Origin of the sequence: Flavobacterium sp. FlaQc-49 (genome assembly GCF_044005985.1) — a bacterium.
Taxonomy (GTDB): Bacteria; Bacteroidota; Bacteroidia; order Flavobacteriales; family Flavobacteriaceae; genus Flavobacterium; species Flavobacterium cupriresistens.
In genome coordinates, this window is sequence record NZ_JBIPCS010000001.1 from 474,618 (window position 1) to 489,066 (window position 14,449).

Below are 14,449 nucleotides of genomic sequence, written 5' to 3' on the forward strand. Positions count from 1 at the left end.
GTATTAATTTATCAATGTATATTCCTGACCGTGAGAAACGATTAAACCAATAATTTCTTCAATATCGGCAGGAGTTGTAAGCGGGTTTAATAAGGTGAATTTTAAGAATACTTCGTTGTAAACTTTTGTACTTGTTATAATGGCTTTTCCTTCATTGAAAATAGCTTTACGGATGTAGCTGTTTAGGCCACAGAACGATCCTTCCTCATTTTTCCAAGGGGTGTAACGAAATACAACGGTGCTTATTTCGGGTTGGTGAATTATTTCAAAATCCTCTCTGTTTCTCAATAAGTTTGCGGTAAAAAGGGCATTGTCGATCGCTTTTTCCATGTAGGTACTCAATCCTTCCGTTCCAATTATTCTTAAGGTAAACCAAAGTTTCAGCGCATCAAATCTGCGGGTCGTCTGTATTGATTTTTTAACCATGTTTGGAATCCCTTCGTCTTCCTGTTCTTTAGAATTCAGGTAGTCTGCATGGTATTTTATGTAATCCACATACGATTTGTCTCTCATGAAAAAACCACTTGAACTTACCGGCTGATAAAAAGTTTTGTGGTAATCTATCGTAACAGAATCTGAAAGTCCGATTCCATCCAATTTGTTTTTATGTTTTTCACTAATCAATAGTCCTCCGCCATAAGCAGCATCAACGTGAAACCATAATTTGTTTTCTTTAGAAATTGCAGCAATTTCAGTTAAAGGATCAATTGAGCCAAAATCTGTAGTTCCCGCAGTACCAACAATTGCTATTGGTATATTCCCAAGGTCCTTCTGTTGTTGAATTACTTTTTTAAGTGCCTGGATATTCATTCTAAAATCAGTGTCAACCGCTACAGGAACCACAGCATTCTGACCTAATCCCAATAAACTCAAATTCTTTTTTAAGCTAAAATGACTTACCTCAGAGCATAGCACTTTAAACTTTGAAGCATCAGCGGGAAGTCCATCCATTTTAGGATCCATATTGTAATGCTTTTTTACATAATGATCTCTCGCTAAAAGTAATCCCATCAAATTTGACTGTGACCCTCCACTCGTAAAAATTCCATCAGCTCGCTCAGGATAACCTAATTTTTCAATGGTCCATTCTACCAGTTTCAATTCGATAAAAGTACCACCGGTACTTTGATCCCAAGTGTCCATTGACGAATTTAAAGAAGATATAAATGCTTCTGCAACCAGTGTAGGTGTCAGAATCGGGCAATTTAAATGTGCAATGTATTTTGGATTATGAAAATGAATACAATCATTAAGATAAATATCTTTAAGTTCGTCTAAAACATATTCTAAACTTTTCCCTTGGTAATTATCTTCAAGTGCAATTGCATCAATCTTCTCTTTAATTGTAGCAATACTTGTACCTGTAAAAGGCGTGTCTCTGCTCTCCAAATGTTTAGCAATTAATTTAATTGCCTTTTTCATACTCTTTTTATAAAGAGAAATGGATTTTTCATTATTAGAAAAAATATGTTTATTGTAGCTTTTTTCTAATACATTTTTTAACTGAATTGTTCTTATTTGCTCTCTTGCTTCCATTGGTTTATTTTATTTAGATTCATTCTAAAGAATAGTTTTTAGCAAAAGTATAGCCCATAAAAAACAAAGTCAATACTACACCGAGAGTAAATAAAACTCCCCAGAAGAGGTACTTGGCCTACCATACCTGTAGTAGGAAATAACTAATAAAAGTTATTGAATTTGAATGAAAATTATATCATTTTATTATCAATAGCATATAAAATCAACTCTGGGGTGGTATGTCTCCCTGTTTTTTTCATAATATTTTTCCGATGTGTTCTAAAGGTGTGTATGCTTATAAAAAAGAGCGATGCTATACTTTTTCCATCATTGCCTTTAGCAATCTGTTGTAAGATTTCATGCTCTCTAAAAGTAAGTTTCTCGTTTGCATCTGAAGGGGGTACAACAAGTACATCAATAAGTGAATTCAATGTTTTTGGACATAGGTAACGCTCTCCGTTTTCAATCTTATAAAGTGCATCAAAAATGGTTTGTTCCTGACAATCTTTGGAAATAAATCCGTCAATTCTTTCTTGTAGAAAAGTATTTACGTTTTGTTTATTCTTAAAGTAGGATAAAATTATAATCTTACAATCCGGAAAGTTGGCACGCAGCTGTCTAAAATCATCTTCATAGAATAAAAAAATATTATTGGGATCTATAATCAGACACTCTACTTTATTCCGCTCCAAATGATTAAGTAACTGATCTTTAGAATTTACCAACGTTAAACTTGCCTTTTTAACAAATTTCTTTAGTGTATATTTCAGTCCGATTATATGTAGGTTTTCGGAATCAGCAATAAGAAAATTTTTCATTAGTTGTCTTTATCTAGAATTGGTCTAAACAAAAATAAGGAAATAATTCCATACTACTGTATTAAATTATTTGCAGTTATACTACTAAAAGAAAGAAACTGAGTACAAAATAAGGCTTCTGTCTTAAAATTAGAAAGTTATTTTTAACTTACAGGATCATAAAGAGTGACTTAAAAGATATTCTTTCTACTTTACACTGCCTATAACTAATCTAAATAAATACTAAATTTGCGCGCAAAACAGTACGAATCAAATTAAGATGTTACCACTTGTGATTGAAAGATTACATCGCTGCATTACATCTTCACCATTGAAAACACATGAATAAAAAAATTAAAAAAAGTATCGGTTGGTTACACCTTTGGTTGGGTCTTGGATCAGGACTTATCGTATTTATTGTTGCTCTTACAGGAAGTTTACTCGTTTTTGAAAAGGAAATTGATCAGTTCCTAAATCCCGAATTTTATACCGTCAACACTATTGGTTCCACGAAAAAAACCTTGGATTATTGTACTGCGGTTTTAGAAAAAGATTATTCAGTAAAAAAAATAAGCCGTATTAGTACCTATAATGATCCTATGCGCACCATTGTAATTGTTGGGAAAAACAAAGACAAGGAAGCACAAATATTCTCTATGGATCCTTATACCGGAAAAGTGCTTGGAACGGTATTACAAAAAAACCGCTTTTACTCCATTGTTTTATCGCTGCACCGACAATTACTTCTTGATGATGTTGGAGAAATGATCACGGGTATCTCTTGTCTGATTTTCGTTTTCATGCTGATTTCAGGTCTTATACTTTGGTGGCCTAAAAAAATGAAAAATCTAAAACAGCGATTAACGGTTAAATGGAGTGCCTCGTTTAAAAGAGTCAACTGGGACTTTCACTCTACCTTTGGTTTTTATAGTTTTCTGGTCTTACTAATCATTTCTTTAACAGGTCTGACATGGTCTTTTAAATGGTTCGAAAGTGGAATGTACTTTCTGGCTGACGGTGCTATAAAAAAGGCTTCTCCAAAAGTAGAAAACCCGACAAAAATAGACCCAAAACTGGATCAAACGAGCTTCTATCAAAATCTATACAGAAAGACCGACAGTATTTTTCCATACAAAGGAAATATTCAAATCAGAATGCCGTCAGACACCATAAACAGTATATTGGTACTAAAAGAATATGCGGATATCAGTATTCCAAATCAATCCAGTGCTGTCTATTTTGATAAATACACCAGTAAAAATATCGAAACCAGACCTTATGAATCTTTTAGCAATGGAGACCGGGTAAGACGTCTTATATACCCCATTCATACGGGAAGTATTTATGGGTATCCAACTAAAATAATTGCTTTTCTGGTAACCCTTTTCGCACTGACACTGCCTATTTCGGGTTTAATTATCTGGTTAGGAAGGAAGAAGTAGTTCTCAGTTGTTGTTTCAAGTTTTTATCACAGTCGCGGTTTGCTTTCGCATACGAAACGTGAAACCTGAAACGTGAAACCTGAAACGTGAAACCTGAAACGTGAAACTTGAAACATGAAACATGAAACTTGAAACCTGAAACGTAAGACCACCTACTTCTGCAAAATAATAAACTCACTTCTTCGATTCAGCTGGTGTTCTTTTTCTGAGCATTTAACTCCGTCTTTGCAATCGTTAACAGGTTCACTTTCACCATAACCGCGACCTGATAATCTGCTTGGATCTATGGTTCCTTTTTTGATAATATATTGTATGGTTGCTTTATTGCGTTTGTTAGACAAACTTAAATTGTATTTATAGGGCGCACGGCTATCGGTATGCGAACGGACATCAATTTTTAAATCAGGAAATTTCTGCAGGGCATCGATTACTTTTTGCAGTTCTATTTCTGCATCCTTTCTGATATTCCATTTGTCTAAGTTAAAATAAATCGGGTCTAATTTTAGTACTTGTCCTAAGTCTGTACCGGTCACAAAATCACCTTTTTGCATCAATATATTTTGATTTATGATGCCTTCAGGAACTGTACCTGTAGTCAATACCAATTCTACGGGGATATAATATATTTTTTCTGAACGCACTAAATAAATTTTATTACAGTCTAACGGGTCTGGAAAAGTGTAACTGCCGTCTAATCCGCTAGTGGTTTCTGCTATTATTTCTCCGTTTTCCGTTAGCAATTTCACATGGGCTCCTGCGATTACCATTTGAGTTTTACTGTCTAATACTACTCCTTTTAGATATTGGGTACATTTAAGAATAAGTGGTTTAATTTGTTTTAAACTATAAATCTCATCGTTCTGAGAGTTCTCCCGATTGGAAGCCATATAACCCTCTCCTGCTTTGTTGATAATAAAAGTAAAATCGTCCAGTTGACCGTTTATCGGTTCTCCGAGATTAAAAATGGGATCAAAGCTTCCGTCTGCGTTCATTTGAGAAACAAAAACATCTAATCCTCCAAGTCCCTCATGACCGTCTGAGGCAAAGAATAATTTATTATCCGGAGCCATAAACGGAAAGGTATCCCTTCCTTCGGAATTAATTTCTTTTCCCAGGTTTATTATCTTTCCAAATGTATCTCCAGTAATCGCTACTTTGTACAAATCAGATTGTCCGTAACCGCCTGGCATATCAGACGCAAAATAAAGTGTTTTATCGTCGGTACTCAGGGAAGGGTGTGCTACCGAATATTGATTGGAGTTAAAGGGTAATTCTTCAATAACCCATTTTTTATTCTTTTTATGTCCACGGTATAATTTCAATCGGTTTAAACCATTGTCATCTTCGGCATAAACTTTATTCAGATAGTTGTTTCTTGTAAAATAAATCGTATTGCCGTCTTTAGTAAAAGCAGCGGTTGATTCATGGTATTTAGAATTAATATCTTTAGAGAAAAAATGTACTTTTTCCTTTTTGTCTTTATCTACCCGATATAAATCTGAAAAAGGTTGATCGTTCCAGGTATGAACGTTTTTCTCAAAGGTACGATACACTCTATTGGAGGCAAAAACAAGTGTGTCTCCATAAAAAGAGGGTGCAAAATCGGAGTATTTATCGTTGAAATCAACCTTTTCCATCGTAAATCTTCCGGACTGCAAACCAATTTCTTTGAGATAATCTCTTTTAGCATTAAACTCTGCGGCTCTAAAATCGTTTCCTTTGATTTTATAGAATTTATCCATCATTACGTCTGATTCCGTATAAGCTTTTATTGATTTTAAAGATAAAGCGTAACGATACAAATACTCAGGAGGGGCATTATTTTCTGACTTTAAATAGAGACCATACCATTTTGACGCACTTTCATAATCTGATATGTAATAATAGGAATCTCCCAGTTTTTGTAATAATTCCGGTGAGGCATTTCCTTTGTTCGCTACTCTTAAATAATACTCGCGCGCATTGATAAAGGAGTATTGATCGTATTCTTTATTCCCTTTTTCTGAGATTTGATTCTGACCGTATCCAAAAAATGTCACTAAAAACAGGCTCGAAATAAGATATAAATATTTTTTCATATTTGATTTGCTTTAAGTTAAATTAAAAGAAACGTGGTGATAGTATTTTTTTTCTCAGATTGAAAAGTTCAAATCGAATGAAAATCTCGTGAGATCCGCTATTGTAACGACTCAGTTCGGTAGTTTCCCAATCATAGGCATAGCCGACCATAAATTTATCTGAGATTTGAAATCCGGCCAGGGCACTCACCGCCGCATCCCAGCGGTAGGCTACTCCTAATGTTAGTTTTTCATTGAATAAAAAATTCGCAGAAACATCAACGGATAATGGAGCACCACTAACGGCTTTTACCAATAATGCCGGTTTTAATTTCAGGAAATAATTCAAATCAAAAACATAACCTGTTATAAAATACATATGGGTACGTTCATTGGCTGTACTGTTTATATTGGAATTGTAGTGTTTGGTCTCTAATAAATTGGGAGAACTTAATCCGGCATAAAATTTATCGGTGTAATAAAAAGCTCCTACTCCAATTTGTGGCGAAAATCTATTTTCAATATTGTATTGAATATTTGGATCTGTAGGGTCTAATGCTCCTGTATTGGCCCTTGAAAAATCAACACTCAATAAATTAAAACCGGCATTTACTCCCAACGAAAGTGTCTTTCCATCGGCGACAGGAATTTGATAGCTAAAAGCTCCATTCGCATTTGTTTCGTCTGATATAAAGATTTTGTCACTGACTATCGAAAATCCAAGACCTACTCTATCCCCAACAGGGCTATGAATTGAAAAATTCAAAGTCTCAGGTGCGCCGTCTAATCCTACCCATTGATTGCGGTACAACGCTAATATACTTAACATGTCTCTGGTTCCGGTATACGCCGAATTTATGGTCATTGTATTGTACATATATTGCGTATACTGAGAGTCTTGCTGTGCTCTACTGCCTACTGTTGTGAATAAACTCAACAACATCATTATCCCTATATATGATTTGGTAATTTTCATTTAGTTAGATTTTTATATTAAATAAATCAGGCTTTTAGTCAGGCATAACATATAATGGTCCTGCCATATCGTGTGATTCTCCAAACTCATCTACATAATGCAGTACATAATAATAGGTACCGGTTGGTAGTTTTTTATTTCTGTCGATTGTCACACGTCCATCTGAATAACCTTCAAACAATGCTCCTCTGGATCCGTATCCGTCTGCTCCAAATACTTTTATACCCCATCGGTTATAAATTTCTACGGTATTATTAGGATACAGTTCAAGACCCGGAATTATCCATTTGTCATTGTGGCCGTCTCCACCTGGAGTTATGATATCCGGAATGATTAATTTCACTCTTACCAGATTAACTATTGTAGGGTCATCAGGATTTCCATCATTATTTAAATCCTTATTTGTCGGATCGTTTGGATCATCTGAAAAATCGGAAACCAAACTACCTTTATTATCAGCTGCTATAGTAATGGCCTGATTCATTACAAATCCTTGTCTAATATCAGTAGCAGTAATCGCATAAATTGCTGTAAGCACTCCAACACTTCTTTCTCCTACCAGTAATTGATCAATATGACTGCCACTTAAAAGAATACCCGGCAGATCATCTTTAAGATCAATATCAAATAAATCGACTTGTCCGGTATTTACAATTTCGAAAGCGTAAGATATTGTTTCTCCTACTGAGGCAAAACCATCTTTATTTTCATCATTAAATGTACCTGTTTTCGATAAACTTATAGTTGGTTTAAGTTCCCTTAGAACAATAACTGTTGGATCATCTACTATATTACCGTCGGTGTCATTTCCATTATCGGATTTATCAGAGACTTTTACGTTTTTAGTATCAACACCATTTGCTATTACACTATTATTTATACTTCCATTGGCTATATTTTGAACTGTAATCAAATAATTTGCTCTATAGGTTGCTGTTTCGCCCACTTTTAAAGTTCCTTCAGCTGATCCTTGATTCGCACTTTGGAATGTTGGTCCTGTTGTCAGTGTCAAAGCATTTCCATTTCCATCTGTTAGTTGATCATCCAAAATCAAACTTTGAACCAGCACAGCGCCAATATTTTTAACTGTAATCGTATAATTTATGGTATCTCCAGCTCCTGTTATACCGTCGCCATTATCAACTACTGTAGCTGTTTTAACTGCTTTGATTACCGGAATTGCCGTGAAGTTTATTTTAGTCGGATCATCGGTCGTGTTACCGTCGGTATCATTTCCGTTATCGGTAATATCGGTAACCGGAGTTCCTACAGGGTCTTTACCGCTTACCAGTACCGTATTGCTTATCGCATTGCTGTCTACATCACTTTGTGTGATCACGTAACTGGCCAGATAGGTTGCTGTTTCTCCTACCAATAAATTACCTAAAGTCGATCCTTGATCAGCGCTTTGGAAAGTTGGTCCTGTAGCTAATGTTAATGTCGCTCCATTTCCATCAGTTAAACTGTCAACCAGAGTAATACTGTTTAGATTTATATTACCCGTATTTTTCACTGTGATCGTATAATTTACAGTATCTCCCAGTCCGGTTATGCCATTTCCATTGTCCACTACTGTAGCCGTTTTAACCGCTTTTATACAAGATTCGGATATTGTTATTTTAAGAGATACTGTATTGGTACAACCTCCATTATCCGATACTTGTACGATGTAATCACCTGCTGTCAATCCGCTAAAGATACCTGTAGTATTACTTGTTGCAAAATTGTCAATACTATAAATATAACCACCGATACCTCCTGTTGCGGTAACTTTGAAACTTCCATTTGAAGTGGTCGTACAAGTCACATTCGTGTGTCCTGTAGCGGCTTCTGTCAGAACAATTTCTGTTGGTTCACTGATTACAATAGATTCACTTGTTGTACATCCTTTACTGTCTGTAACGCTAACATTATAGGTACCTGCACTTAAGTTGAACTGATCTTCCTGAGTTGCTACCAAACCACTACCGTTAACAGTAGTCCATGCATAAGTATATGGTGTATTCCCTCCGCCAACGGTAATATCAATTGATCCGTTATGCTGTCCATGGCATAGTACTGCCGTAGCTCCGTAACCTAATGATAAACCTAGTGGACTTTGAACCGTTACACTGCTGGTCGTCGTACATAAAGTCGTCGTATCGGTTACTGTTACCTGATAAGTTCCGGCTGGTACATTGTTTACTGTGGCTGTAGTGTTATTTGCCGGGGTATTCCATGTGTAACTGAAACTGCCCGAACCTCCTGTTACACTTACACTCACACTTCCTGTGCTGCTTCCGAAACAACTTACTGCCGTACTGCTGCTCATCGCTGCTAACATCAGACAAGTACCGTTGTTTACTGTAGCACTTGTTGTAGTTGTACAACCATTAGCATCGGTTACGGTTACATTGTACGTACCCGCATCTAATCCTGTTACCTGAGCTGTAGTCGATCCTATATTCCATAGATAGGTATAAGGCGCTTTACCACCTAATACGGTTACTGTAGCCGTTCCATCATTAGTAGTTGGGCCGCGCTCATCAGTAGCTGTTGCAGTTGCACTTAACATACTCGCCGGTTCAGTGATCGTAATGCTTTCTTCAACGGCATCACATACAGTGCCGTTTATGGTCACAGCAACGGTATAGGTCCCTGCCGGTTTATTAGTTAATGTACTGCTTGTACCTGTTGTAACTGTTCCATCACTCCAGGTGAAAGTAAATACTGCGCCTGGTCGTGAAGCTGAACTGGCGCTCACAGTTGCAGAACCTGTAGCACTACCTACACACAGTACATTAGTAACAGCTCCAAGCTGAACGATCGCATCGCAATTGTTCACACAATCTACTACAACACTTTCTGTGAAAGTACAACCGTTTTTATCTGTTACGGTCACGTTATAGATTCCTGCTGTCAATCCTGTAATAGTTGGTGTTGTACCACCGTTACTCCATAAGTAACTATAAGGAACTGTACCACCTGTAGCTGTAACCAAAGCTGTACCATTATTACAACCTTGATCTGTAGTAGCATTTTGTTTACTTAAATTAACTATCAGACTGCTTGATGGCTCAAGGATTACAATAGACAAACTGCCACCTTGACAACCACTTGCGTCTTTTACTTTTACAATATAAGATCCCGCAGTTAATCCGCTAAAGATTCCTGTTGTATTGCTGGTTGCAAAATTATCGATACTGTACAAATATGGTGTAGTTCCGCCTGTAGCTGTGACAGTAAAACTTCCGCCAGCTCCTCCTGTACAAGACACTTGTTGATGCGCTCCTGTATTTTCGGTAAGGATCAAACTTGCTGGTTCGTTTACTACTATCGATTGATTGAATATACATCCGTTTGCATCTATAACCGTAACGTTATAAGTACCTGCACTTAAATTAACCTGATCTTCCTGAGTTGGTGCTAAGCCACTTCCGTCTGAAGTAGTCCATGCATAGGCATATGGCGTTGTACCACCACTTACAGTAATATCAATAGATCCATTATTTTGTCCACTACACGATACTGCTGTAGTGCCATAACCTAATGATAACGCTAGTGGGCTTTGAACTTCTGCACTGCTCGTTGTAGTACATAAAGTTGTGGTATCGGTTACCGTTACACTATAATTACCTGCTGGTAAACCACTCACTGAGGCAGTAGTGTTACTTGCCGGAGTATTCCATAAGTAAGTAAAATTACCTGAACCTCCGCTTACACTCACGCTTACTGTTCCTGTACTGGTACCAAAACAACTCACTGCTGTGCTGCTCGCTGTAGCGGTCAACATTAGACAAGTACCGTTATTTACCGTTGCACTAGCCGTGGCTGTACAACCATTAGCATCGGTTACCGTTACATTATAAGTACCCTGATCGAGTCCGGTTACCTGAGCGGTAGTCGCTCCGGTATTCCATAGATAGGTATAAGGACCTACTCCACCACTGGCTGTTACACTTACTGTTCCATCGTTGGTGGTTGGGCCATTCTCGTCGGTAGCAGTAGCATTTGCACTCAACATGGTCACTGGTTCGGTTATCGTAATGCTTTCTTGTACAGCATCACACGCCGTTCCGTTTATAGTCACACTTACTGTATACGTTCCTGCAGCTTTATTGCTTATCGTACTGCTGGTACCTGTTGTAATGGTTCCATCATTCCAAGTGAAAGTAAAGACTGCTCCCGGACGTAAAGCTGAACTGGCACTCACAGTAGCAGAACCGGTAGCAGTTCCTGCGCACAATACATTGGTTACAGTTCCAAACTGTACTACTGCATCACAAGTATCCACACAATCTACTACTACACTTTCTGTGAAGGTACAACCGTTAGCATCGGTTACTGTAACATTGTAAGTGTTGTTCGTTAATCCTGTAATTGTTGCTGTCGTACCTCCATTACTCCATAGATAGGTATATGGGGCTGTACCACCTGTAGCGGTAACTGTAGCGCTACCATTACTACAACTGTTAGCAGTCGTAGCATTTTGTTTGCTTAGATTAGCCATTAAAGCAGTAGCTGGTTCTGTGATTACGATGGTTAGATTTGCTCCTTGACAGTCATTACCGTCTTTTACTTTTACCGTATAAGAACCTGCTGCTAATGAACTGAAAACTCCTGTTGAATTACTTGTTGCAAAATTATCTATGCTGTATAGATAAGGTGCATTACCTCCTGTGGTTGTAACCGTGAAGCTTCCTGTGGCTCCACCTGAGCACAATACCTGTTGATGAGCTGCTGTATTTTCAGTAAGGATCAAACTTGCCGGTTCGCTTACTACTATCGATTGATTAATTGTACAACCATTCGCATCGGTAACAGCAACGTTATATGTACCACCGCCTAAAGCAACCTGATCTTCCTGAGTTGGTGTCAAACCGCTTCCATCTGCAGTAGTCCATGCATAAACATATGGCATAGTACCACCGCTTACGGTGATATCGATTGATCCATTATTTTGTCCATTACACAATACCGCTGTTGAACCATATCCTAGTGATAAGGCTAGTGGACTTTGAACAGTTACATTACTTGTTGTCGTACATAAAGTTATATTATCGGTTACAGTAACACTATAAGTACCCGCTGTTAAATTACTTACTGTGTCGGCAGTGGCTCCGGTATTCCATAAGTATCCAAAGTTACCTGAACCTCCTGTTACACTTACATGAACTGTTCCGGTATTGGTACCAAAACAATTGACTGCTGTACTACCACTGGTAGCTGCTAACATCAGACAAGTACCGGCATTAACCGTAGCACTGGCTGTAGCAGTACAACCATTAGCATCAGTTACCGTTACGGTGTAAGTACCCATATCAAGTCCGGTTACCTGAGCGGTTGTGGCTCCCGTATTCCATAGATACGTATATGGACTTACTCCTCCACTGGCTGTCACACTTACTGTTCCATCGCTGGTTGTTGGACCTAACTCATCTGTTGCAGTTGCACTGGCGCTTAACAAACTAGCTGGTTCGGTGATCGTAATACTTTCTTCTACAGCATCACATACAGTGCCGTTTATCGTTACGGCTACAGTATAAGTACCGGCCGCTTTATTATTTATAGTACTGCTGGTGCCTGTGGTTATTGTTCCATCACTCCAAGTGAAGGTAAAGACTGCTCCCGGATGTAATACTGAAGTTGCGCTTACTGTAATGGATCCTGTAGCAGCACCTACGCACAATACATTGGTTACTGTGCCAACTGTTACTGCGGCGTCGCAATTATTCACACAATCCACCACAACACTCTCATTGAAAGTACAACCATTACCATCGGTAACCGTTACACTATAAGCGCCAGCTGTTAATCCGGTGATGCTTGCTGTAGTAGCTCCTGTATTCCATAAATAGCTGTATGGCAATGTACCACCTGTAGCTGTTACTGAAGCTTTACCATCTGCACAACCTTGGGCTGTAGTAGCGTTTTGTTTAGTTAGATTAGCTGTTAAGCTACTTGATGGCTCACTAATTAGTATGGCAACACTGGTTTGACAGTCTCCTGCATCTCGTACCGAAACGGTATAACTACCTGATTCTAGTCCGCTAAATACTCCTGTTGCGTTACTTGTAACGAAGTTGTCGATACTATATAAATAAGGTGTAGTTCCACCTGTCGCTACAACAGTAAAACTTCCTGTGGCGCTTCCTGTACAAGACGCCTCTTGATGAGCTGCTGTATTTTCACTTAGGGTAAGTTGTACCGGTTGGGTGATTGTAATTGATTCGGTTACAGTACAACCTTTGCTGTCTGTAGCAGTAACGTTATAAGTACCAGCTCCCAAATTAACCTGATCTTCATTCGCAGCTATTAAACCAGTTCCGTTAGTAGTACTCCACGCATAAGTATATGGCGCTGTACCACCACTAACGGTGATATCAACAGATCCATTATTTTGTCCGTTACACAATACTTGTGTGGCTCCAGCCTGCAGCGTCAACGCTAATGGACTTTGAACTTCTGCGCTACTTGTGGTAGTACATAAAGTAGTGGTATCAGTTACCGTTACACTGTAGTTACCTGCTGGTAAATTGTTTACTGTAGCTGTAGTAGCTCCAGTATTCCATAGGTAAGTAAAGTTGCCTGAACCTCCGCTTACACTCACGCTTACTGTTCCGGTACTGCTACCAAAGCAGTTCACTGCTGTACTCGTAGCTGTTGCAGCTAACATCAGACAAGTTCCACTGTTCACTGTTGCGCTCGCTGTAGCGGTACAACCATTGGTATCGGTTACTGTTACTGTATAAGTACCCATATCCAGTCCGGTTACCTGAGCGGTAGTTGCTCCGGTATTCCATAGATAAGTATATGGACCTACTCCACCATTGGCTGTTACACTTACTGTTCCATCGCTAGTGGTTGGACCGTTCTCATCGGTAGCTGTAGCGCTGGCGCTTAACATGCTTGCCGGTTCGGTAATGGTAATACTTTCTTCTACGGCATCACATACAGTACCATTTATAGTTACCCCTACGGTATAAGTACCTGCAGCTTTATTGCTTATCGTACTGCTGGTACCTGTGGTTATCGTTCCATCACTCCAAGTGAAAGTAAAGACTGCCCCTGGACGTAAAGCCGAACTTGCATTTACTGTAATCGCTCCTGTAGCTGTTCCGGTACACAATATATTGGTAACGGTTCCAACTGTTACTACTGCGTCGCAAGTATTCACACAATCCACTACGACACTCTCTGTGAACGTACAACCGTTAGTATCTGTGACTGTAACACTGTAAGTTCCGTTGAGAAGTCCTGTGATGGTTGCTGTTGTACCTCCATTGCTCCATAGATAGGTGTACGGCGCTGTACCACCTGTGGCGGTAACTGTGGCGCTACCGTTACTACAACTTTGTGCAGTCGTCGCGTTTTGTTTGCTTAAATTAGCTGTTAAAGCAGTAGCTGGTTCTGATATTAGAATAGACAAACTACCTTGACAGTCGTTGGCATCTTTTACTTTTACAGTATAAGAACCCGCTGCTAATGAACTGAATACTCCTGTTGAATTACTTGTCGCGAAGTTATCAATACTGTACAAATAAGGCGCGTTACCTCCTGAGGCAGTAACCGTGAAGCTTCCTGTAGCACCTGCTGAACATAACACTTGTTGATGAGCTCCTGTATTCTCTACAATTGTTAGCGTTGCCGGTTCGCTTACTACTATCGATTGGTTTAATG

General features: G+C 38.6%; 6 protein-coding genes. 1 reads left to right on the forward strand and 5 read right to left on the reverse strand.

Annotated elements, in window-relative coordinates; all coding sequences use genetic code 11:
- Nucleotides 1-3 precede the first annotated feature (3 nt).
- Entirely contained in the window at nucleotides 4-1,422 is a 1,419-nt protein-coding gene (locus tag ACHRV3_RS01955) for a pyridoxal phosphate-dependent decarboxylase family protein (protein ID WP_395434328.1), read from the reverse strand.
- A gap of 287 nt (nucleotides 1,423-1,709) precedes the next feature.
- The gene (locus ACHRV3_RS01960; RefSeq protein WP_395434330.1) at nucleotides 1,710-2,336 is read right to left on the reverse strand and encodes a LuxR C-terminal-related transcriptional regulator; all 627 of its coding nucleotides are present in this window, start codon (nucleotides 2,334-2,336) and stop codon (nucleotides 1,710-1,712) included.
- 320 nt (nucleotides 2,337-2,656) lie between these two features.
- On the opposite strand from ACHRV3_RS01960, the gene ACHRV3_RS01965 reads away from it, so the two are divergent.
- Entirely contained in the window at nucleotides 2,657-3,757 is a 1,101-nt protein-coding gene (locus ACHRV3_RS01965; RefSeq protein ID WP_395434332.1) for a PepSY-associated TM helix domain-containing protein, read from the forward strand.
- A gap of 152 nt (nucleotides 3,758-3,909) precedes the next feature.
- On the opposite strand, the gene ACHRV3_RS01970 is transcribed toward ACHRV3_RS01965, so the two are convergent.
- Genes ACHRV3_RS01970 through ACHRV3_RS01980 form a run of 3 tightly spaced genes read right to left on the reverse strand, consistent with a single transcriptional unit; the run spans nucleotide 3,910 to nucleotide 14,375 of the window.
- A complete protein-coding gene (locus ACHRV3_RS01970) occupies nucleotides 3,910-5,835 on the reverse strand; it encodes an OmpA family protein (protein WP_395434333.1) in 1,926 nt (641 codons plus the stop codon).
- Nucleotides 5,836-5,857: 22 nt separating this feature from the next.
- Nucleotides 5,858-6,790 carry a type IX secretion system membrane protein PorP/SprF gene (locus ACHRV3_RS01975; RefSeq protein WP_047777376.1) on the reverse strand — a complete coding sequence of 311 codons (933 nt, stop codon included), beginning with the start codon at nucleotides 6,788-6,790 and terminating at the stop codon, nucleotides 5,858-5,860.
- A 34-nt stretch (nucleotides 6,791-6,824) separates the two neighbouring features.
- Nucleotides 6,825-14,375 carry a gliding motility-associated C-terminal domain-containing protein gene (locus tag ACHRV3_RS01980; protein WP_395434452.1) on the reverse strand — a complete coding sequence of 2,517 codons (7,551 nt, stop codon included), beginning with the start codon at nucleotides 14,373-14,375 and terminating at the stop codon, nucleotides 6,825-6,827.
- Nucleotides 14,376-14,449 lie beyond the last annotated feature (74 nt).

What these genes read in the sequence shown, in the direction of transcription:
- ACHRV3_RS01955 (WP_395434328.1), bottom strand. Translation starts at nt 1,422, where the DNA reads ATGAAAAAGGCAATTAAATTAATTGCTAAACATTTGGAGAGCAGAGAC.
- ACHRV3_RS01970 (WP_395434333.1), bottom strand. Translation starts at nt 5,835, where the DNA reads ATGAAAAAATATTTATATCTTATTTCGAGCCTGTTTTTAGTGACATTT.
- ACHRV3_RS01960 (WP_395434330.1), bottom strand. Translation starts at nt 2,336, where the DNA reads ATGAAAAATTTTCTTATTGCTGATTCCGAAAACCTACATATAATCGGA.
- ACHRV3_RS01975 (WP_047777376.1), bottom strand. Translation starts at nt 6,790, where the DNA reads ATGAAAATTACCAAATCATATATAGGGATAATGATGTTGTTGAGTTTA.
- ACHRV3_RS01965 (WP_395434332.1), top strand. Translation starts at nt 2,657, where the DNA reads ATGAATAAAAAAATTAAAAAAAGTATCGGTTGGTTACACCTTTGGTTG.